This window comes from Prevotella sp. oral taxon 376 (genome assembly GCF_003043945.1).
GTDB lineage: Bacteria > Bacteroidota > Bacteroidia > Bacteroidales > Bacteroidaceae > Prevotella.
In genome coordinates, this window is the sequence record NZ_PYXG01000001.1 from 326,796 (window position 1) to 347,056 (window position 20,261).

At 54.6% G+C, this 20,261-nt stretch carries 20 protein-coding genes; 11 read left to right on the forward strand and 9 right to left on the reverse strand.

The window, feature by feature from the left end; translation table 11 throughout:
- Positions 1-91: 91 nt before the first annotated feature.
- On the forward strand, positions 92-1,144 hold the full coding sequence (aroB, locus tag C7120_RS01420; RefSeq protein ID WP_107621339.1) for a 3-dehydroquinate synthase: 1,053 nt from the start codon (positions 92-94) through the stop codon (positions 1,142-1,144).
- On the opposite strand, the gene C7120_RS01425 is transcribed toward aroB, so the two are convergent.
- Genes C7120_RS01425 through C7120_RS01455 form a run of 7 tightly spaced genes read right to left on the reverse strand, consistent with a single transcriptional unit; the run spans position 1,121 to position 8,058 of the window.
- Positions 1,121-2,104: an AMP-binding protein gene (locus C7120_RS01425; protein ID WP_107620063.1), complete on the reverse strand. Its 984-nt coding sequence runs from the start codon at positions 2,102-2,104 to the stop codon at positions 1,121-1,123. The genes aroB and C7120_RS01425 overlap by 24 nt on opposite strands.
- Before the next feature lie 11 nt (positions 2,105-2,115).
- Positions 2,116-3,150: an o-succinylbenzoate synthase gene (gene menC, locus C7120_RS01430; protein ID WP_107620064.1), complete on the reverse strand. Its 1,035-nt coding sequence runs from the start codon at positions 3,148-3,150 to the stop codon at positions 2,116-2,118.
- Position 3,151: 1 nt separating this feature from the next.
- Positions 3,152-3,976, reverse strand: a complete 825-nt coding sequence (gene menB / locus C7120_RS01435) for a 1,4-dihydroxy-2-naphthoyl-CoA synthase (protein WP_107620065.1) — start codon at positions 3,974-3,976, stop codon at positions 3,152-3,154.
- Positions 3,973-5,622 carry a 2-succinyl-5-enolpyruvyl-6-hydroxy-3-cyclohexene-1-carboxylic-acid synthase gene (gene menD, locus C7120_RS01440; RefSeq protein WP_107620066.1) on the reverse strand — a complete coding sequence of 550 codons (1,650 nt, stop codon included), beginning with the start codon at positions 5,620-5,622 and terminating at the stop codon, positions 3,973-3,975. Before menD ends, menB begins: the two co-directional genes overlap by 4 nt.
- A gap of 8 nt (positions 5,623-5,630) precedes the next feature.
- Positions 5,631-6,668: an isochorismate synthase gene (locus C7120_RS01445; protein ID WP_107620067.1), complete on the reverse strand. Its 1,038-nt coding sequence runs from the start codon at positions 6,666-6,668 to the stop codon at positions 5,631-5,633.
- Positions 6,665-7,081 (reverse strand): PaaI family thioesterase, encoded by a 417-nt coding sequence (locus C7120_RS01450; RefSeq protein WP_107620068.1) that lies wholly within the window; start codon positions 7,079-7,081, stop codon positions 6,665-6,667. Before C7120_RS01450 ends, C7120_RS01445 begins: the two co-directional genes overlap by 4 nt.
- Positions 7,082-7,119: 38 nt before the next feature.
- Positions 7,120-8,058 carry a DMT family transporter gene (locus tag C7120_RS01455; protein WP_107620069.1) on the reverse strand — a complete coding sequence of 313 codons (939 nt, stop codon included), beginning with the start codon at positions 8,056-8,058 and terminating at the stop codon, positions 7,120-7,122.
- Between the two features lie 657 nt (positions 8,059-8,715).
- On the opposite strand from C7120_RS01455, the gene lysS reads away from it, so the two are divergent.
- The 6 genes from lysS to C7120_RS01485 all read left to right on the forward strand — a co-directional run bounded on the left by lysS (position 8,716) and on the right by C7120_RS01485 (position 15,096).
- The gene (gene lysS, locus C7120_RS01460) at positions 8,716-10,449 is read left to right on the forward strand and encodes a lysine--tRNA ligase (protein WP_107620070.1); all 1,734 of its coding nucleotides are present in this window, start codon (positions 8,716-8,718) and stop codon (positions 10,447-10,449) included.
- Entirely contained in the window at positions 10,450-11,445 is a 996-nt protein-coding gene (locus C7120_RS01465) for an NAD(P)H-dependent glycerol-3-phosphate dehydrogenase (RefSeq protein ID WP_107620071.1), read from the forward strand.
- Between the two features lie 28 nt (positions 11,446-11,473).
- A complete protein-coding gene (locus tag C7120_RS01470) occupies positions 11,474-12,835 on the forward strand; it encodes a glucose-6-phosphate isomerase (protein ID WP_107620072.1) in 1,362 nt (453 codons plus the stop codon).
- Positions 12,835-13,557: an HAD family phosphatase gene (locus C7120_RS01475; RefSeq protein ID WP_107620073.1), complete on the forward strand. Its 723-nt coding sequence runs from the start codon at positions 12,835-12,837 to the stop codon at positions 13,555-13,557. The genes C7120_RS01470 and C7120_RS01475 overlap by 1 nt, the downstream gene beginning before the upstream one ends.
- A gap of 10 nt (positions 13,558-13,567) precedes the next feature.
- The gene (locus tag C7120_RS01480) at positions 13,568-14,329 is read left to right on the forward strand and encodes a GYF domain-containing protein (protein ID WP_107620074.1); all 762 of its coding nucleotides are present in this window, start codon (positions 13,568-13,570) and stop codon (positions 14,327-14,329) included.
- 218 nt (positions 14,330-14,547) lie between these two features.
- On the forward strand, positions 14,548-15,096 hold the full coding sequence (locus C7120_RS01485; protein WP_107620075.1) for a hypothetical protein: 549 nt from the start codon (positions 14,548-14,550) through the stop codon (positions 15,094-15,096).
- Between the two features lie 33 nt (positions 15,097-15,129).
- Here the strand turns inward: C7120_RS01485 and mnmA are convergent, their stop codons facing one another.
- Complete coding sequence (gene mnmA / locus C7120_RS01490) at positions 15,130-16,206, reverse strand: tRNA 2-thiouridine(34) synthase MnmA (RefSeq protein WP_107620076.1); 1,077 nt, start codon at positions 16,204-16,206, stop codon at positions 15,130-15,132.
- A gap of 442 nt (positions 16,207-16,648) precedes the next feature.
- Between mnmA and C7120_RS01495 the strand changes: the two genes are divergently transcribed.
- From C7120_RS01495 to C7120_RS01505, 3 genes are read left to right on the forward strand one after another with little or no spacing between them, the layout of a single operon-like run.
- Positions 16,649-17,596, forward strand: a complete 948-nt coding sequence (locus C7120_RS01495) for an SPFH domain-containing protein (protein ID WP_107620077.1) — start codon at positions 16,649-16,651, stop codon at positions 17,594-17,596.
- A gap of 58 nt (positions 17,597-17,654) precedes the next feature.
- A complete protein-coding gene (locus C7120_RS01500; protein ID WP_107620078.1) occupies positions 17,655-17,897 on the forward strand; it encodes a DNA-binding protein in 243 nt (80 codons plus the stop codon).
- Complete coding sequence (locus tag C7120_RS01505; RefSeq protein ID WP_107620079.1) at positions 17,875-18,303, forward strand: hypothetical protein; 429 nt, start codon at positions 17,875-17,877, stop codon at positions 18,301-18,303. Before C7120_RS01500 ends, C7120_RS01505 begins: the two co-directional genes overlap by 23 nt.
- Positions 18,304-18,314: 11 nt before the next feature.
- On the opposite strand, the gene C7120_RS01510 is transcribed toward C7120_RS01505, so the two are convergent.
- Entirely contained in the window at positions 18,315-19,253 is a 939-nt protein-coding gene (locus tag C7120_RS01510) for a DMT family transporter (protein ID WP_199220664.1), read from the reverse strand.
- Positions 19,254-19,365: 112 nt separating this feature from the next.
- On the opposite strand from C7120_RS01510, the gene C7120_RS01515 reads away from it, so the two are divergent.
- Complete coding sequence (locus tag C7120_RS01515; protein ID WP_107620081.1) at positions 19,366-20,232, forward strand: aldose 1-epimerase family protein; 867 nt, start codon at positions 19,366-19,368, stop codon at positions 20,230-20,232.
- Positions 20,233-20,261 lie beyond the last annotated feature (29 nt).

A 20,261-nucleotide genomic window follows, 5' to 3' on the forward strand; every position in this document is an offset into this window, starting at 1 on the left:
TAAAAACTCTTAATTTACAGGGGGAACCGAACGGACAAAAATCAACTTTTCCTTATATTTGCAGAGGTTAAACCCGTTAAATGTTATGATTATGGAGCAGAGAGTTTTTATTTCAAGAAATCTGAAACAGGATATCGCCCTCGCGATATCCGAGTGTGAACACGATAAAATCTTCGTACTGACCGACGAGCACACCTTTCAATTTTGCTGGCCGGTCGTCAATGGCTTCTTCAGCCTGCGCAACGCCTATGTCGTCAGCATCCCTGCCACCGACGCCAACAAGACTCTCAGCTCGCTGTCGCATGTATGGCAGGAACTGAGTGACGGCAAAGCCACCCGCCATTCACTGCTCATCAACCTTGGAGGAGGCATGATTACTGATCTCGGAGGATTCGCGGCATCAACTTTCAAGCGCGGCATCGACTTCATCAACATCCCGACAACCTTGCTCGCTATGGTCGACGCTTCGGTAGGAGGCAAAACGGGTATCAACTTCAACGGGCTGAAAAATGAGATCGGAGTATTCAATGAGGCCCAATTCGTAATTCTCAACACCGAGTTTCTCAAGACCTTAGACTCCCGAAACCTTCGTTCCGGCTATGCAGAGATGCTCAAACACGGTCTTATCGCTAACGAGGGAATGTGGGCAAGGCTTCTGAATTTCGACCTCGACGCTCCCGATTTCGAGCAGCTTCAGCAACTCTTGGAGACCTCCGTCGGGGTGAAAGAGACAATCGTAAGAAAAGATCCGAAGGAAAAAGACATTCGCAAAGCCCTGAATCTGGGGCATACTTTTGGCCACGCTTTCGAGTCCTGGAGCTTCACGAACGGCCACACTCCCATCGAACATGGGTATGCCGTTGCTTTCGGGCTGATTCCAGAACTTTACCTAAGCTGTGTCAAAGCGGGATTCCCTACCGAGAAACTACGCCAGACCGTAAGCTATATCCGCGAGAACTATGGCTTACTGGACATTACCTGCAATGATTATGACAGCCTCATCGAACTGATGCGCCACGACAAAAAGAACTTCGGGGACAACATCCATCTGACTCTTCTCAGGGAAATCGGCGATATCCGCATTAACCAGACCGCCTCCAAAGAGGAAATCAAGGAAGCCTTAGACTTCTTCCGCGAGGGATAGGGCCTCCGCACGGGCTGGCTTTCCTGCCGCCGTAAGCGGAATCCGGTCGACATGGACATATTTGCGAGGACACCAATACTTGGGCAAAGCTCCAGCACAAACCTCCGAAACCTCAGCAAGGTCGGTGGCTTCTGTCAGAATAACCACGGTCTCACCGAACTTCTCATCCCGCCGCTTGGTAATCAGGAAGGGGTTCCGCAAAAACGGTCTCAGGGCCTCTTCCACCTCTTCCATCTGTATCTTGATGCCTCCGGAGTTGATGACATTGTCTCTCCGGCCTAAGATCCGAAACCTTACCTGTCCTCCTGTGGATGAGAGCTCTGCCCTGTCGTTCGTTACGAGACGACCTTCGTGCACCAGCGGGGCATCCACCACCAGGCATTCCTCTTCGTTCAGGCTCACCTTGACAGACTCAAAAGGAGTGTACCACCGGGTGCCCGCCGCCCCGTTCAACCGCCTCAAGGCTATGTGCGAGAGGGTTTCCGTCATGCCGTAGGTGCTCCACACCGCATGGGGAAAGCTTCTCAGGGCTCGTGCAAGCCTGTCGTCTACGGCTCCGCCCCCGATGATCAGATGCTTTATCTGCATCAGCCGTTCCCGCTCTTCAGCCACCTGCAGGGAATTATAGACCTGCATCGGCACCATGGCGGCAAAGGTAATCGGCTCCGCGCAGGGCAAGCCGCGCAGGGGATGACCGCTTGGCGGTACGCTGACAAGGCGCAGCTTGCGCTCCACCGACCTCACCACCATCATCTTACCGCCGATATAGTCCAGCGACATACAGAGCAATGCCGTGTCGCCTGGCTTCAAGCCCAAGAAATCACAGGTGATGCGAGCAGAGTTCAACATGCGCTGCTTCTCTACCCACAAAGGCTTCGGTCTCCCCGTAGAGCCGCTGGTGTGCACCAGAATCTTATCTGCGTCATCGTTCCATTCTCGCAGGAATTCCTTTAGTGTCATTCCCATTCCTTTTAGATTTGCGTATACCACAACCTATCGCCTTTGATTTCGATCGGCATTGAGATATTATCCAGGAAGAGCTGTCCCGTCCCCAGACCCTGAGGAAAGGTGATGTCCGGGCCATAAGTTCTGGCTGCAAAATGAGCGATGGAGTTCAATCCGACATTGCTCTCCAGTGCGGAGGTTATCCAGGATCCGATACCTCGTACCCGAGCCAGCCGTATCCACTCTCCACAACCGTACATTCCACCATGGAGAGTAGGCTTCAGAACGATATACGCAGGCCGTATCGTGTCGAGCAGTTCGGCCTTTCTGTCTGGGTCGTTCACCCCGATCAGCTCCTCGTCGAGCGCAATGGGCAGCGGTGAACGGCGGCAGAGGTCGGCCATGTCAGACCATTGACGCTGCCGGATGGGCTGCTCGATGGAATGAATGTCGTAGCGTGCCAACGCCTCGAGCCTTACCATGGCATTTTGCGGAGTAAATCCCCCATTGGCATCCACGCGAAGTTCTATCTGCTCTTTCGTAAAAGACTCTCGAATATGCCGCATCAAGTCGAGTTCACGCCCAAAGTCGATGGCCCCGATCTTCAGTTTTATACAGTGGAATCCTTGTCGTATTTTTTCTTCCAGGCGAGCATACATTTCCCCGAAGCTCCCCATCCATACAAGTCCGTTAATGGGTATTCCCTCCTCGCCACGGGCAAAGGGGGTATCGAACAATGCCGTGCTCCCTCCGGCTTCCAGCTGCGCCATGGCCGTCTCCAGCCCGAAAAGCATCGAGGGGTAAGGGCGCAGCTGTTCATAAGGAATCTGTGCTGTCTTCTCCACCTCGTCGCAAAATTTGCGAAGCACGGCCTCGTATTCTGCCGGAGACGACATGCTGTCGCATGACAGGTCGGGTAGCGGTGCACATTCTCCCACGCCTTCCGCCCCCTTTTTCCGGATGGTTATAAAATAGCAATGGCGGGTATTATAGACGCCGCGGGAGGTTCCTGCCGGCTGTCGGAAGTGCAACACCCTGTGGGAAATGTCAACTCTCAGCATGTCAAGGAAACTTAGGATATTTGTCGAAATCAGGTTTCCGCTTTTCCAAAAACGCCTTTCCTCCCTCCTGGGCCTCGTCCATCGTGTAATAGAGCATCGTTGCGTCGCCCGCCAACTCCTGTATTCCGGCCTGTCCGTCGAGCTCCGCGTTCAGACCTGCCTTGATCATCCGCAGGGCCAAAGGCGACCTTTCCATCATGATTTCAGCCCATTCCACACAGGCATCCTCCAGTTGTTCGAAGGGCACCACCTTGTTCACCATCCCCATATCAGCCGCTTCCTGCGCTGTATATTGCTTGCAGAGGAACCATATCTCGCGTGCTTTCTTCTGTCCAACCATCCTTGCGAGATAGGAAGAACCAAAGCCCGCATCGAAAGAACCTACCTTCGGACCCGTCTGTCCGAACCTCGCGTTCTCAGAAGCAATGGTTAAATCGCACATCACATGCAGCACATGACCGCCCCCAATGGCATAGCCGTTAACCATGGCGATGACCGGCTTGGGAAGCCGGCGTATCTGCATCTGTACATCGAGCACACTCAAACGGGGAACGCCATCGGTTCCCACATAGCCACCACGCCCCTTCACATGCATATCGCCACCAGCACAGAAAGCCTTATCGCCGGCTCCCGTGAGGATGACCACGCGCACATCCTGTGCCTCGCGACAATAGGCGAAGGCCCTCGACAGCTCTAATGTCGTCAAGGGAGTAAAGGCATTGCGGTAGCGCTCGCGGTTGATGGTGATCTTTGCGATATGGTTATACTCCTCGAAAAGGATTTCCTTAAAGTCGAAACCTTCTATTTTCTTCCATTCTCTTTTCATATCTTTCCTTTCAATAGTTCATAATACTTCCTGTAGAGTGCCGCATCCTGTTCCGCACTGGTAAACACTTCCAGCACGATGGGGCGCTCGGAATGCTCAGAGGTCAACACCCCGAGCCGATTCTCAAGTACCGCGGCGTTATCGGCAGAATAATAGGCGACATTGTTCTCCCTGCAGATTCCCTCGGCAGTCGTCTGATGCCGACCCGCCACGAGGTCGTCGCAAGCCCTTGATGCCGACAGCCCATCCAACTGGTAGAAAAGGCCTCCGCCCCCGTTGTTGAGCAACAGGATACGCAGATTACCCCGCAGGTTACGGTTCCAGAGGGCGTTCTGGTCATAAAAGAAACTCAAGTCTCCTATCACGCAATACACCCTCTCGTCGCTCACGAGGGAATATCCCGCGGCCGTAGAGAGCGACCCCTCGATGCCGTTCACGCCCCGGTTACAATGGATATGGTGCCAGGAATAGAGATTGCCCAGCCTCACGGCAGTGCTGTTGGCATAGTGAATTGCCGACGAGAGGTCATCGCGGGCAGTCGTTTCTTCCAGCCATTTCACGGCCAGGAGCTGAGAATAGGGCGGCTCGAAGTGCTCCTGATGCTCTCTCACTTTCATCCGTGCCGCTGCCCAGAGGTTGCGGAAAGCGTGCGAGCGACGCTCGCAGAACTGCAGTAACACTTCTTCCGGGCGTGCCTGGATAATGCCCGTGAGGTTCATCAGCACATCGTGGGGCACTCCCTCCGGGTTCGCTTCCCAGCAGTGGGCGTGCCTTGCCCTGCGAAGAAACTTACGGGCGCGCTTGCTCACAAGGGCGTCGCCTACATAGAAAATGCAGTCGGGCAGGTAGCGGTCGTCGTTCTCCACCAGAGCGACGGCCTCCTCCAAATAACGGGCCGTCGGCCCTTTACTGCCCAGAGGCTCCTGAAGAACCACATAGCCAGCCCCATCCAGTCTCTCTAAATCAATAGCCAACGAGGGATTTTCCTTCATCTGCCCGACAATGATCATCGGCCTTTCCGCGTTCTCGAACTCCCGGATGATGGCCCCATCAATGAGAGCCGCCTTGGGCGTATACAACGAGATGAGGCGTTCCTCGGGAAGTTTCTCCACGCAATAGTCGAACAACGGTTCCGTCAGAGGCACATTGATGTGCACAGGGCCGCCGCCATTCTGACGACATGCGAGGAGCGCCTCGTTCACCAATCGGTTGCAATACCATCGTTCCTCGTCGTCGTGAGGCTCGGGCAGACTGACGGCCTTGCGCACAAACCGCCCCAAGGCATCGGGCTGCGGGAGTGTCTGACCGTCCAATTGGTCTATCCATTGCCCGGGCCGGTCTGCACTCACCACCACCAGAGGCTGGTGCTGATAACAGGCCTCAGCCACGGCCGGCAACACATTGAGCAAAGCCGTTCCGGAGGTTACGCATACCACCACCGGCTCGTTCGCCGCCTGACACATGCCCAGGGCATAGAAAGCGGCCGAACGCTCGTCGGTAACCGGATAGCAGCTGATGGCAGGGCACTCGTTCAGATTATGCACGATGGCGGAATTACGGCTGCCCGGACACACCACGGCACGCCTGACCCCATGGGCAGCAAGCAACGCTGTCAAGATATTTACACTTTCCTTATTCGAGTACATTAGTCAAGTTATGGAGTTAGCAGTTTCTTCATTGTCTGGAGCTTGCCCTCGGTTTCTTTCCATTCCTGCTCCTCCTCGCTTTCACGCAACAGACCTCCACCCGCATAGAGGCGATATTCCGTGTCGAGTATCTGCATGCAGCGGAGTGAGACGAAAAGTCGGGTGATTCCCCCAAGTCTTAATGGCCCGCAGAACCCACTATAGTATTTGCGCCCGGCATGCTCGTTTTCCAAAATAAAGCGGCGGGTTTCCGCTTCCGGAATACCGCATACCGCCGGGGTGGGATGCAAGGCGTTGAGCAGGTCGCCGACCCGCTCCTCGTCGCGCAGACGGAAACGGAAGTCTGTACGAAGGTGGTAGAGCCGGGCCGCCCGCACGGTGTGAGGTTCCGACATCTGCAGGCCGTCGACATAGCCGTGCAGGACATCGGCAATATAGGAAGCCACATATTGTTGTTCTTCCCGGTTTTTCCTCGACCATTCCACACGCTCCGCGCTCTCGCCTTCGCGGTCTACGGACAGCGTGCCAGCCAATGCCATCGTGCTCCACACGCCATCTTCTCCGTTCAGCAGCACCTCGGGGGTGGCCATCAGCCATGTCCCGCTCTGCGGCATCTCTATCAAGGCGACAAACACACGGGGATAGAGCCTGCAAGCCGTGAGGAACAACTGCTCGGCCGACTGCGGCCGGCTCCTCGGTATACGCACGCACCGGGCAAGTACGATTTTACGGAACGCACCCGACTGCAGTTGCGCGAAGAAACGCCGGAAGTCTGCCCGATAGGCGGCGCGGCCGGCCGGAATCTCTTCTTGGGGCAAAGGGTGTCCCGAAAAGCCACCGGCATCCGAAACCCTCCTGACCGTTATCTCGTCAGGCCGCATCAGCAACAGGGGGCATTCCGATGAAGGCGCAAAGGGCGCAAAGACGAATCCCTGCCTCCCATTCAGCGCCGACGGCGATGCCAACACTTCAGGAGAGCCTTTACGCTGGACGAGCTGCGTGTAGTGATCCTCGTACGGAAGCCTGTATCGAACCCGTGGCGTCATTCCTTCGGAGCATCCATTACATAGTTCGTAACCTGCACGGTGGAAATGAGATCATCGCTGGAATTCTTGATGTCGATATGCCATTCGTGCAGGGTTCTTCCCTTGTATTGCAGATGCGCATAGGCCGTTACGGTATCTCCCTCGAGAGCCGACCTCACATGCGACCCGCTCACATTGATGCCCACGCATATCTTGCCCGGACAAAGGGCCATGGAACCCACGCCCGCAAGGTTCTCGGCCAATGCCAGCGAGGCGCCTCCGGCGAGGAAGCCGAAGGGCTGCTTGTTGCGCTCGTCTACCTGCATGCGGGCCATGCAGGTATCGTCTTCGGGCGTGGAGATGAATTCCATGCCCAGAAGGTTCGACAGTCCGTCGAGCCGGGTAAGCGTGTCTTTAAGATGTTCTATATCCATCGTCTTAAACTTTAGTAGTATCTTTTTCCATGAGTGGCCTACAGCAGGAAGAACAAGCTCACGCCGACGACCGACACACTGGCGCCAACAATGCTCTGCAGGGTGATCTTCTGCCTGAAAAGCCAATACGACGGGAGCAAAATGAGAATGGGCGAAATCGCCATGATGGTGGACGCGATACCCGCTTCCACATACTGCACGGCCATGAGCGAACAGGCCACGCCGATAACGGGACCCGAGAACACGGCCACCATCATGGCCGACAAGCCCGCACGGTCGTGCAGACTCTTCCTGAAGCCGGGCATTCCACGCCGCACGCCGAGCCAAGCCACGAAGCACGCCAGACCAGCCACACAGCGGACGGAATTGGCCGAGAACGAGATATAATCTACATTTCCGCTGAAACCAGAGGCCATAAGATCGGCCGTATAAGCATCCAGCCCAATCTTTGAAAGTACCAGCCCAAGCCCCTGGCCAAGACCTGCGCCGATGCCGAAAAGCACCCCCTTGAACGGCAGCTGAAGCGAGAGAAGATGATTTTTCCCGCCACGGCCGAACACGCTGATGGCAATGCCCGAAAGCGTAACAAGCATGGCAAGGAGAGCCGAGGCCGTCAGCGTCTGTCCGATAAGAGCCCAAGCCGAGAAAGCGGCGAACATCGGGGCCAGCGTCATGAACAGCTGGCCATAGCGGGAGCCGATGGTAAGATAGGCGTTGAACAGGCACCAGTCGCCGAAGAAATAGCCCACCACGCCCGAAAACAGCAGCCATGTCCACGATTCCAGACTTGCGTGCACGGGCAGGAAATCACCCATCAGCCATGCGCTGATACAGCATGAGAAAAGGAGAGCCAGCCCCATGCGCCACACATTGAGCACCACAACCCCCATATGCTTGCTTCCTATCTCGCAGGACAATGCCGCAACGGTCCACGAAAAGGCCACGAAGAGCGATATGAATTCTCCTAAGTATTGCATAACCTATAACTTACAAGATGCAAAGATACTGATTTCTTGCGGATTTCGGGCAGCCACCGGCAAAATTTACAGCATTTTTTTCATCGCCTGCGGGAACTTTCTGAAGGGACGCGCACGCCTCATGGAAAAGCTCGGAATTCCGACTTTCAGAACACCTGAAAATCAAAAATCAGGGCCTTTTCGGCAACAGACAATCCTTCGGACACAAAACGGGGCTGAATTTTACAGTTTTATAATCCGCTATAAATCAACAAGTTAAGACAAAAAGACCGAAAAACATATCTGGAAAACAGGCTGAAAAGACCGGTTTTTGCCCTTTTTCCGCCAGTAAAAGGCCGTTAGAAGGAAGGCCGGAAGCCGTTAAGAGGAGAGCTTTTGACCGTTAAAAGCATGATAAAAGGCCGTTAGAAGGAAGACAGGAAGCGGCCTTTTACCTCCACGCCCGCCATTTTCGCCATTTCCGGAGACCGAAACCGGTCGGAAAGCATGCTTTTTCCCCACAAAAAACAGTGTTCTTTTTCGGAACCTCCAAGCCATGGGGAGCTTCACCTCCGGCCACTACCTCATTTATAATATAAAAAAGATAAAATGGCATAGCAATATCAAAATTAATTCGTAACTTTGCATCTTGTAAAAAGAAAAGTTACGACCAAGGACATGAACATATTAGAATTGAGCGAACAGGAGATAGTTCGCAGACAAAGCCTGCAGGCCCTGCGCGATATGGGAATCGACCCCTACCCTGCAGCCGAGTTCCCCACCAACGCGTTCAGCACCGACATCAAGACCGGATTCAAGGATGAGGGCGAGCCCCGCAATGTGGTCATCGCCGGCCGGGTGATGACCAAGCGTATCATGGGAAAGGCCTCCTTCGCCGAGCTGCAGGACTCAAAGGGAAGAATTCAAGTATATGTGGCCCGCGACGAAATCTGCCCGGGCGAGGACAAAACGCTATATAACACGGTATTCAAGAAACTGCTTGACATCGGCGACATCATCGGCGTGAAAGGCTTCGTGTTTCGCACGCAGACAGGCGAGGTATCGGTTCACGCCAAGGAAATCACCGTCCTGAGCAAGAGCTTGAAGCCCCTGCCCGTGGTAAAATACAAGGACGGAGTGGCCTACGACAAGTTCGACGACCCCGAGCTGCGCGCCCGTCAGAGGTATGTAGACCTCATCGTGAACGACGGCGTGAAGGAAACTTTCCAGAAACGGGCCACCGTGCTGCGCGCCATGCGCCGCTTCTTCGACGAGGCCGGCTACACCGAGGTGGAGACGCCGACCCTGCAGAGCATCGCCGGAGGAGCCAGCGCACGCCCGTTTATCACCCACTTCAACGCGCTCAACATAGACATGTACATGCGCATCGCCACCGAGCTCTACCTGAAACGCCTCATCGTGGGCGGCTTCGAGGGTGTCTACGAGATCGGAAAGAACTTCCGCAACGAGGGCATGGACAAGTTCCACAACCCCGAGTTCACCTGCATGGAGCTCTATGTGCAGTATAAAGACTACAACTGGATGATGAGCTTCACCGAGAAACTGCTCGAAACCATCTGTCTCGAGGTAAACGGAACCACCGAGGTGAAGAGCGGCAACACCGTCATCAGCTTCAAGGCGCCCTACCGCCGGTTGCCCATTCTGGAAGCGATCAAGGAAAAAACCGGCTTCGACCTCAGCGACAAGACCGAGGAGGAGATATACAAGATTGCCACGGAAGACCTGAAACTGGAGACCGTAGACGAAACCTTCGGCAAAGGAAAGCTCATCGACGAGATATTCGGAGAATTCTGCGAGGGCACTTTCATCCAGCCCACCTTCATCATCGACTATCCCGTGGAGATGTCGCCACTGACCAAGATGCACCGCTCCAAGGCCGGGCTCACCGAGCGCTTCGAGCTGATGGTAAACGGAAAAGAGCTTGCCAACGCCTATTCGGAACTCAACGACCCCCTCGATCAGGAGCAACGCTTCATAGACCAGATGAAGCTTGCCGACAAGGGCGACGACGAGGCGATGGTCATCGACCAAGATTTCCTGAGGGCATTGCAGTATGGAATGCCGCCCACCTCGGGCATCGGCATCGGCATCGACCGGCTTACTATGCTCATGACAGGGCAGCCCAACATACAGGAAGTGATGCTCTTCCCGCAGCTGAAGCCCGAGAAGAAAATGCCGCAGAGTACCGTCGGAGAATGGGTGGAACTCGGCGTGCCGGAAGACTGGGTGTATGTACTCCGAAAGGCAGGGTTCAACCTCATCTCCGACATCAAGGACGAAAAGGCCCAGGGCCTGCAACAGAAGATAGGAGAAATCAATAAGAAGTATAAGCTGAATTACGAGAAACCCAGCGTAGACGAAATTCAATCGTGGATAGATAAGGCTCGGTAAATGTTCGGAGTTGGCAAGATAGCAATCATCGGCGGAGGCTCGTGGGCAACGGCCATAGCCAAGATTGTGGTAGACAAGACCCACCACATCGGGTGGTATATGCGTCGGGACGACCGGATAGAGGACTTCAGACGCATGGGGCATAATCCCGCCTACCTCACGAGCGTGCATTTCGATGTGAACGAGATCGATTTCTCGACGGACATCAACAAGATTGCGGAGGCCTACGACACGCTCGTGTTCGTAACGCCGTCGCCTTATCTGAAGAATCATCTTAAGAAACTCAAGACCCGCATCAAGGATAAGTTCATCATCACGGCCATCAAAGGCATCGTGCCCGACGAGAACCTCATCTGCTCGGAATACTTCCACCAGGTGTACGACATCCCTCATGACAATCTGGCTTGCATCGGCGGACCTTCCCATGCGGAAGAAGTGGCCATGCAGCGGCTAAGCTATCTCACCGTGGGCTGCAAGGACCTGGAGAAGGCACAGGCATTCACCGAAGTGCTCTCCTCGGAATTCATCAAGACAAAAGTGTCCGACGATGTCATCGGCATCGAGTATTCGTCGGTGCTGAAGAATGTATATGCCATTGCGGCGGGCATCTGCTCGGGACTCAAATACGGAGATAACTTTCAGGCGGTATTGATTTCCAATGCCGTCCAGGAGATGAAGCGCTTTCTCACGGCCATGCATCCCATCGAGCGGAATGTCTATGACAGCGTCTATCTGGGCGACCTGCTCGTAACCTCCTACTCCAATTTCAGTCGTAACCGAACTTTCGGAACAATGATCGGCAAAGGCTACTCGGTGAAAAGCGCGCAGATAGAGATGGAAATGATTGCCGAGGGCTACTTCGGCACCAAGTGCATGAAGGAAATCAACCGACACATGCATGTCAACATGCCCATCCTCGATGCTGTCTACAATATCATCTACGAACGCATCAACCCGCAGATAGAAATCAAACTGTTGACCGACAGTTTCAGATAAAAAGAACACAATAAAAAACATAAGAACGATGAAGAATATCTCATTAGACATCACGAAAGCTGCCCAGTTCCTGAATGCCGGGACAGTAGAGGCTTACGAGCCTAAGGCCAAGGCCGCACGGGAAGCTCTGGAGAACGCCACTTGCGCAGGTAACGATTTCCTCGGATGGCTTCACCTGCCATCATCCCTCACACCCGAGTTCATCGCCGAAGTGCAAGCCTGTGCCGGCACCCTGCGCGCCAAGTGTGAAGTGGTGGTCGTGGCCGGAATAGGTGGTTCCTATCTCGGAGCCCGTGCCGTGATCGACGCTTTGGGCAATGCTTTCACATGGCTTGTTAACGATGACAGAAAGAATCCCAACATCCTGTTCGCCGGAAACAATATCGGCGAAGACTATCTGGCCGAGCTTACCGACTATCTGAAAGGCAAGAAGTTCGGCGTTATCAATATCTCTAAATCAGGAACGACCACTGAAACGGCTCTTACTTTCCGCCTTTTGAAGAAACAGTGCGAAGCTCAGCGCGGCAAAGAGGAAGCCCGCGAGGTTATCGTAGCCATCACCGACGCCAAGAGAGGGGCTGCCCGCACCTGCGCGGACAAGGAAGGCTACAAGAGTTTCATCATCCCCGACAATGTGGGGGGACGCTTCTCGGTGCTCACACCGGTAGGTTTGCTGCCCATAGCATGCGCCGGCTTCGACATCAACAAGCTCGTTGAGGGTGCCCGCGACATGGAAAAGGCTACCGCACCGGATGTTCCCTTTGCAGAGAACATCGCCGCGCAGTATGCCGCCATACGACAGGCCCTGTATACCCAGACGGGGAAAAAGATAGAAATCATCGCCAACTTCCAGCCAAAACTGCACTATATCGCTGAATGGTGGAAACAGCTCTATGGCGAGAGCGAGGGCAAGGATCACAAGGGAATCTTCCCCGCGGCCTGCGACTTCACCACCGACCTGCACTCCATGGGACAGTGGATCCAGGAGGGCGAGCGTTCGATCTTCGAGACGGTCATCTCCATCGAGACGCCGAACAGCCACCTCGACTTCCCTTTCGATGAGGAAAACCTCGACGGACTGAACTTCCTCGCCGGCAAGCGCGTCGACGAAGTGAACAAGATGGCAGAGCTCGGCACCCGCCTGGCACATGTGGACGGCGGCGTTCCCAACATCCGCATCAGCCTCCCGAAGCTGAATGAATACTATATCGGGCAACTCATTTATTTCTTCGAAATTGCCTGTGGCATCAGCGGTTTGATGGAGGAAGTCAACCCTTTCAACCAGCCGGGCGTGGAAGCTTACAAGAAGAACATGTTCGCATTGCTCGACAAGCCTGGCTATGAGGCCGAGAGCAAAGCCATCAAAGAGCGTCTCGCCAACGAGAAATGATGGTTCAGAGAGAAATTCAGAAATACCTTACAGACCACGGCTTTGGGAATTTTGCTCCCAAAGTCGTGCTCTTCGATATGGACGGCGTGCTCTACGACTCCATGCCCAGCCATGCCAAAGCCTGGCGGGAAGCGATGGCAGAGTTCGGCATCCACTTCACGGTGGAAGACTCCTATGCGACGGAAGGCATGCGGGGCATCGACACCATCCGCATCTATGCCCGCAATCAACTCGGCAAAGAGCTCTCGGAGACTGAGGCACAACGGATGTATGACGAGAAGGCGAGGCTCTTTCATCAGATGCCGCAGACGCAAATCTTCGACGGGGTCATCGACCTGATGCGGCACATCAAGGCCGACGGACTGCAGATAGGGATTGTTACGGGAAGCGGACAAAAACCTCTCATCAAACGACTTACCGACGATTTTCACGACTTCGTGGCCCCTGGGCACATCGTAACGGCATATGACATCGAGCACGGCAAACCCGCCCCCGACCCCTATCTGAAAGGACTGGAACTGGCAGGAGCCCTGAAACCGTGGGAAGGAATCGTGGTGGAGAACGCCCCTATGGGCGTGCGAGCCGGCGTGGCAGCCGGCATCTTCACCGTAGGCATCAACAGCGGGCCTCTCCCCGACTTGCTCTTGGCCCGCGAAGGAGCCAACATCATCTTCCCGAGCATCCGTGAATTCAGCAACCAATGGAAAGATTTCCTGAAATAACAAGCATTTTATGAAATACTTCATCAACGAGAACAATCAGCAGGCAGGTCCTTTCTCCATCTACGAACTGAAAGACAAGGGCCTCGCTTCCGACACCCTCGTATGGGCGGAAGGCATGAAAGACTGGATGCCGGCCTGGCAGGTAGACGAACTGAAAAACTTCCTCTTTAACACCCCAAGCGGCGCCACGCCCCCACCCGTGCCGCCGACAACTGCGCAACCCACCGTGGACAGTGCGACGCAAGACGACTGGGAGGAGGACCAGGAGCCGGCAAGACGGCACACGGGACTCATCATCGGCGCCCTCGTTGTGGCGCTCCTGTTCGCCCTCATCCTCACCAATCCAGACAAGGAAGACCACAAGAGAGTTATCCAAGACCGGATTTCAGCCGCAGTCGAAGGCAAGGATAGCGACAAAGACCCTGCCTCCCAAGGATTCGATATGTTGGGAAAGATGCTTGTGCGGGAAATATCCGCCCCCATACTCAACACCATGCTGGAATACCACAACTATGGAATCTTCTCCACCACGACGGTTCGCTGGGGAAAAAAAGACTATAAGTCGTCTTACGGAATCTTAGGTCATGTCTTCACCATCGATAAAGACGACATCACGAAAATCCTTGATAAAGTATGGAACGGCCGGCAAGACGAGGACGGGGATGAAGACACGGGCGACCCCGACGACACCCATGTGCAGAACTCCACCCGCCAGACGACACCCCCGGCGGCCGGCAATCGGACGACAACTCGCCTGGCGCGCGGATCATAGACGGTGTCGGCAATCTGGCAAAAGACCCCGTGAAGGATCAGACCGACAGGCCGACAGGCCGGGAATTGACTAAAACCATCGCCGGAATCGGCGACTTTATCAAGGGAGAGGAAAATTAAACCGTATTAGTTTATCTAAAGAATTTATAAACTAAAAAATCTTAACGGAGAAGCCTGTATACACCCTTATTGCCTATCTTTGCGGCAAAACCGATTATCATGCTTAGATTCTTGCCTTTTTGCCTGGCGCTCCTGTTCGTACAGGAACTCGCCGCACAGCGGAGAATAACTGTCTACGACCTCGACTCGAAGCGCCCGCTGCGGTCGGCAAGAGTATGGACAAACACCAACTACAGCGACACCACCGACTACCTGGGGCACTGCCTGATACCCGAAAAGTTCGACACGCTCGTCGTAAGCAAGCCCGGATACATGCCCTCGCGCATACCTTTTCATATGGTGGGAGATACCATTCCCCTGCTTTCCAACTATAACCGCCTCGACGAAGTGGTGGTTTACGGCGAAGATAAGTCGAAGAAACTGAACGAGCATATCAAGAGCTGGACCTACCAGGACCCCACCGAATACGCCTTGCAGCATCCCACATATGGCTTCAACATCCTCGGGCTGGCGGCTCTTCTCGTCGAGAAAGCCAGCAAACTGCTTCCCCACAAGCACGGAAAAGCACCCGAAGTCGACACGGAAGACCCCATCCTGAAATCCTACCGGGAAACGCAGGAAGAACTGAAAGCCAAAAACCGGAAGTAACCCATCCGAAAGAAGACCTCCCACCCTGATTCCCTACAAGACGATCTCGCCGCTCCCGAAGCAGCGATGATAGGCCTCGTCGTATACCACACAGAACTGCCCGGGTGCCACTCCATGGATTTTCTCGTCGGAATGGACGATGTAGGCTCCGCCACCCAGTGGCTCAATGGTGGCCGGATGATACTCCGGCGTGTGGCGAATCTTGAAGGTTACGCGCGACGCGTCTACCTCCGTGGTCAGGACATGAAAGTCATGAATCCTGAAGTCTGCCTTGTAAGCCGCCTCCGGATCATACCCGTGGCTCACATAGAGGATGTTCCGCTCTATATCTTTCTTGACTACGAACCACGGTCCTCCTCCCATTCCGAGCCCCTTGCGCTGGCCGATGGTATGGAACCAGAGCCCCCTGTGCTCCCCGATCCGGTTGCCCGTCTCGAGCTCGATGATATCTCCGGGCTGCTCTCCGAGGTAGCGGCGGATATACTCATTGTAGTCTATCTGCCCCAGAAAGCAGATGCCCTGCGAATCCTTACGCCTTGCGTTCACCAGATGCTCACGCTCCGCAATGGCCCGAACCTCGTCTTTCATATAGTGCCCGATGGGAAACAGGGCCTTGCGGAGCTGCCAATCGTAGATCTGCGCGAGGAAATCGGTTTGGTCCTTCACGGGGTCCGGACTTGTCGTGAGCCATTTCCGACCCTCTATCCATTCGGTCTGCGCATAGTGCCCCGTAGCTATCAGGTCGTAGTCATGACCGCTTTTCTCGTCGAAAGCTCCGAACTTGATGAGCCGGTTGCACATCACATCGGGATTCGGCGTGAAGCCTGCGCGCACCTTATCCATGGTGTATCGCGTTACCTGCGACCAATATTCTTTGTGGCAATCGACCACTTGCAGCCGGCAGCCATATCTCGCCGCCACCGCCGTAGCCATCTCCAAGTCTTCCTCGGAACTGCAATCCCACTCCTCGCTCTCCTCGGGTCCTATCTTGATATAGAAACAATCGGGGTGCAGACCGAGCCTCGCGAGCTCGTAAACCACCACCGAACTGTCTACTCCACCCGACAGCAACACGGCGATACGCTTGTCTTTTATCTCCTCAGGAATCATGCCGCAAAGTTACGAAAAAATCTCAAGACTTCGGCGAAAACTGCCAAAAGATGCATGGGAAACAGCCGCGACGGAAAGCCGCGGCACAAGGCAGAACCGCGAAAGCCGGGTTCCGACTGCTCCTTATGCCGATTCGGGATATGCGCCAAATGAACGCAGGCGTGCCTCCAAACCATCAAGCATCCACCTTCCAGCCGTCAGAAGCCTGACAAAATCGGCGATTTCGTCCGACGATTTCGGCGATTTCGTGCGACAATCTCGCCGATTTTGTCAGGCTGGCAGCGGCTGCCTGTTTTATAGAAGGCATACTCCCGCACGAGGAAAGGCCGTGTGTTAAACTCCGTTAAATAATTAGCGGGGGTATTGTTTGTTTCAAAAACGAGTGCTATATTTGCGATATCAAAATGATATCAACAACCAAAAAGCATTAAAGACCTGAATTATGACAAACCAAGAGTTCACTTTCAAAGGCAAGACCCTCAACGGATTCACGATGCTGTTCCTGATAATTGCCGTCTTAGTACTGAGCCTCGTGCTCTTTGTTTCCAACTGCGAGTGCCTGAATCCGGGCATGACGGCGCTGACCATAGTCAGTGTCATGCTCTTCATCTCCGACTTGGTGATGCTCGGAGGCTTCATGATGCTCGAGCCCAACGAGGCCCGCGTGATGATGTTCTTCGGCAAATACCGGGGCACCTTCACGCAGACGGGCTTCTTCTGGGTAAACCCGTTCATTACCACCAAGAAGCTCTCGCTGCGCGCACGCAACCTCGACGCGCAGCCCATCAAGGTAAACGACAAGATCGGCAACCCCGTGATGATAGGCCAGGTGATGGTATGGCGGCTCAAGGACACCTATAAAGCCACCTTCGACATCGACGCCCAGCAGACCCAGGGCACAGGCTCACACCAGGCTTCCGGGGCCCTGATGCGCTTCTATGAGAACTTCGTGAAGATTCAGGGCGACGCTGCCCTGCGCAAGGTGGCCGGCCTCTACGCCTATGACGACGAAGACGGAAAGGCCTCGGGGACGACCCTCCGCGGAGGTGGCGACAAGCTCAACGAGGTGCTGGAACAGGAACTGAAAGAACGGCTCGACCTTGCCGGCATTGAAGTCGTCGAGGCCCGCATCAACTATCTGGCCTATGCCCCGGAGATTGCAGCCGTCATGCTGCGCCGCCAGCAGGCCTCGGCCATCATCACAGCGCGGGAGAAAATCGTGGAGGGGGCCGTCTCCATGGTCAAGATGGCCATCGACAAGCTCGCCGACGAGCAAGTAATCGAGCTGGACGACGACAAGAAGGCGGCCATGGTGAGCAACCTGATGGTAGTGCTCTGCGGTGATGACACGGCTCAGCCCGTAGTGAACACCGGCACGCTGAACATGTAATCAAGACATAAGAATCGGCTTCTTTTCTGACCCCGGAAAAGGAGCGTGCTCCTTAGATATGGCAAAGAAAGAAACCAAAAACAAGAGCTTCATCCTCCGCATAGACTCTGAGACAATGGACGCGATAGAGAAATGGGCCTCCGACGAGTTTCGCAGCACCAACGGACAGTTGCAGTGGATCATTTCCGAGGCCCTGCGCAAGAACCGCAGACTGCCTAAGCAGAGGAAGGAGAAGCCTACCGAAAAGGAAACACCAACGACAGATGAACCAACAGGAAATGGAAGAATTCAGAGTCTATAGGACACTCGAGGGCACCGTCTTTGAGATTCTAACGGGGCTTATCGTCCTCGCCGCAATCGTTTTCTGCTGCATTTCCTATGCGCGGCAGGGCGTTTTCTCCAAGGATTTAGTACAGCCGATCATCCTCGCGGCAGTCGCCGGATCGCTGCTCTGCTGCGCCTATCATCCCAATTCGTCATGGGTGAACCTGCCCAGGACAATGAAAACGGAGGCGAATGCCTATAAAAGCGCAAGGCTGCTGCGGATACTGGCCGTGGAACTCTCTCTTTCAAGTCTGGCCTACAGCTTGCTCCTGAACGGCTTTTTCAATCATGCCAAAATGACGGAAAACACACTCGATGTCCTTGCCGTCATCCTCATTGTGTCCACCTTGTCCGGTTTTTTCATCTTCGCGAGAAGGTCCTGAGGAACGGGAAATCACGACCTGCCATTACGGAAAATGCCGCCGTCGCTCTCCGCAGCCGCCGCGGCATTTTCTTTTGGCTTGCCCTTATTCTTGGATATGATCAAGATGACGCCACCCAGAATCAACAGGATGCCACAAGCCAGCCGCACGGAGAACGACTCGTGGAAGACAAACACTCCGATGACGACGGCCGTTACCGGTTCTAGGGCACCCATGATGGCCGACGGCGTGCTGCCGATGAGCTGGATGCCGATGGTCATGAAGAAGAGCGAGAGCACCGTGGGGAGCAGTCCGAGCTGGAAAACGCAGAGCCATTGCCTCGGTGTCTGCAGCAGTTGGAGCGTGTCGCCGGAGAGCCAGCTATAGGCGACTACCGACAAGAGGCAGAACACGATGACCCAGAAAGTGAACTTCAGGGGCGACATGTCGTTCTCCCACTGATTGATCGACACGATGTAAATCGCATACGAGAGCGACGATGCCATCACCAACGCAAAGCCCGCCGTACTCAGTCTGACAGCTCCATCGCCCCTGTAAAGCAGCGCCACGCCCGCCACGGCCAAAAGAATAGCCGTCGTGGTAGTCCATGTTACACGCTCGTGGAAGAACATCGTCATCAGCACGGCGGTCATGATCGGGTAGACGAAGAGAAGTGTCGACGCCACTCCGGCCTCCATATAGCGAAAGCTGAGATAAAGGCTGATTGACGAGGTGGCGAAGACGGCGCCGAGGAATGAGAACCTCACGGCATGTCCCAGCTTGATGGAGAAGCGCTCACCGCGTGCTACCATGATCACCGCGAATATCGCCAGAGCAATGGCATAACGATAGAAAAGCACCGAAGCGGGGTGAATTCCGTCGGCATACAGCGGCAGGGCACCCAGCGGATTGGTGCCATAGCACACGGCAGCCACCACGGCCGCCGTAAATCCCTTTACCTGATTGGTCATCTGAATACAAGTTTCTTTTCTCCGGGTGCAAAGTTACAAAAATACCGAGACTTGCAAATACAACATCCCGATATTTTTCGTATCTTTGCGACAAACCATAAAACTTCAGGCAATGGAACAACTCAAGAACGACGAACTATCACTTCTGATCGCGGAACATGGGGCGGAACTCCAGAGCATCAGAGACAAGAACGGGAGGGAATACTTATGGCAAGCCGACCCAAAATACTGGGGAAAGCACTCCCCGACGCTGTTCCCCATCGTGTGCGGACTATGGAATGACACCTGTCGCATAGACGGCAAGGAATACAGAATGCACCGCCACGGATTCGGGCAGACCATGGATTACAAGATCATCAGTAAGAGCGAGACACGCATAACCCTTGCCCTTACCGACTCAGAAGCAACTCTCAAAGACTATCCTTACCGCTTCAACCTCGCTGTAAGCTATCGGCTGGAGGGCAATCAGATACAGGTGGTCTGGCATGTGGAGAATACTGACGACAAAGAAATCTACTTCCAGATCGGCGCACATCCGGCTTTCAAGGTGCCGGACATGAAGGAGGGCGACCCCCTGCACGGCTACCTGAAGTTCGACAACACGCAACCCCGGCGCATTTACGGCAATACCCACGGTTGTATCACCCTGCAACACCATCCCGTCAAGATGGACGGACAGGTGTGGGAGTTCACCATGAAAGACTTCGACGACGACGCGCTCATCTTCGACGAATCGCAAATACACGAAGTGGAACTGCTCGACAAGAACAAGAAGCGCGTCCTGAAACTCGACTTCAAGGCACCCGCCCTCGGCATCTGGAGCCCTACCGGCAAGAATGCTCCTTTCATCTGCATCGAGCCGTGGTATGGAATCCACGATCTGGCAGGGTTTGAAGGGGAGTTCAAGGATAAGTATCTCGTCAACAAGCTGCTGCCCGGAGCAAGCTTCATGAGCCGCTATACCATTACCATCGGATAAGTCGCGGAGCAGGAATACAGGCTGTTCAG

What these genes read in the sequence shown, in the direction of transcription:
- aroB (WP_107621339.1), top strand. Translation starts at nt 92, where the DNA reads ATGGAGCAGAGAGTTTTTATTTCAAGAAATCTGAAACAGGATATCGCC.
- C7120_RS01425 (WP_107620063.1), bottom strand. Translation starts at nt 2,104, where the DNA reads ATGACACTAAAGGAATTCCTGCGAGAATGGAACGATGACGCAGATAAG.
- menC (WP_107620064.1), bottom strand. Translation starts at nt 3,150, where the DNA reads ATGCTGAGAGTTGACATTTCCCACAGGGTGTTGCACTTCCGACAGCCG.
- menB (WP_107620065.1), bottom strand. Translation starts at nt 3,976, where the DNA reads ATGAAAAGAGAATGGAAGAAAATAGAAGGTTTCGACTTTAAGGAAATC.
- menD (WP_107620066.1), bottom strand. Translation starts at nt 5,622, where the DNA reads ATGTACTCGAATAAGGAAAGTGTAAATATCTTGACAGCGTTGCTTGCT.
- C7120_RS01445 (WP_107620067.1), bottom strand. Translation starts at nt 6,668, where the DNA reads ATGACGCCACGGGTTCGATACAGGCTTCCGTACGAGGATCACTACACG.
- C7120_RS01450 (WP_107620068.1), bottom strand. Translation starts at nt 7,081, where the DNA reads ATGGATATAGAACATCTTAAAGACACGCTTACCCGGCTCGACGGACTG.
- C7120_RS01455 (WP_107620069.1), bottom strand. Translation starts at nt 8,058, where the DNA reads ATGCAATACTTAGGAGAATTCATATCGCTCTTCGTGGCCTTTTCGTGG.
- lysS (WP_107620070.1), top strand. Translation starts at nt 8,716, where the DNA reads ATGAACATATTAGAATTGAGCGAACAGGAGATAGTTCGCAGACAAAGC.
- C7120_RS01465 (WP_107620071.1), top strand. Translation starts at nt 10,450, where the DNA reads ATGTTCGGAGTTGGCAAGATAGCAATCATCGGCGGAGGCTCGTGGGCA.
- C7120_RS01470 (WP_107620072.1), top strand. Translation starts at nt 11,474, where the DNA reads ATGAAGAATATCTCATTAGACATCACGAAAGCTGCCCAGTTCCTGAAT.
- C7120_RS01475 (WP_107620073.1), top strand. Translation starts at nt 12,835, where the DNA reads ATGGTTCAGAGAGAAATTCAGAAATACCTTACAGACCACGGCTTTGGG.
- C7120_RS01480 (WP_107620074.1), top strand. Translation starts at nt 13,568, where the DNA reads ATGAAATACTTCATCAACGAGAACAATCAGCAGGCAGGTCCTTTCTCC.
- C7120_RS01485 (WP_107620075.1), top strand. Translation starts at nt 14,548, where the DNA reads ATGCTTAGATTCTTGCCTTTTTGCCTGGCGCTCCTGTTCGTACAGGAA.
- mnmA (WP_107620076.1), bottom strand. Translation starts at nt 16,206, where the DNA reads ATGATTCCTGAGGAGATAAAAGACAAGCGTATCGCCGTGTTGCTGTCG.
- C7120_RS01495 (WP_107620077.1), top strand. Translation starts at nt 16,649, where the DNA reads ATGACAAACCAAGAGTTCACTTTCAAAGGCAAGACCCTCAACGGATTC.
- C7120_RS01500 (WP_107620078.1), top strand. Translation starts at nt 17,655, where the DNA reads ATGGCAAAGAAAGAAACCAAAAACAAGAGCTTCATCCTCCGCATAGAC.
- C7120_RS01505 (WP_107620079.1), top strand. Translation starts at nt 17,875, where the DNA reads ATGGAAGAATTCAGAGTCTATAGGACACTCGAGGGCACCGTCTTTGAG.
- C7120_RS01510 (WP_199220664.1), bottom strand. Translation starts at nt 19,253, where the DNA reads ATGACCAATCAGGTAAAGGGATTTACGGCGGCCGTGGTGGCTGCCGTG.
- C7120_RS01515 (WP_107620081.1), top strand. Translation starts at nt 19,366, where the DNA reads ATGGAACAACTCAAGAACGACGAACTATCACTTCTGATCGCGGAACAT.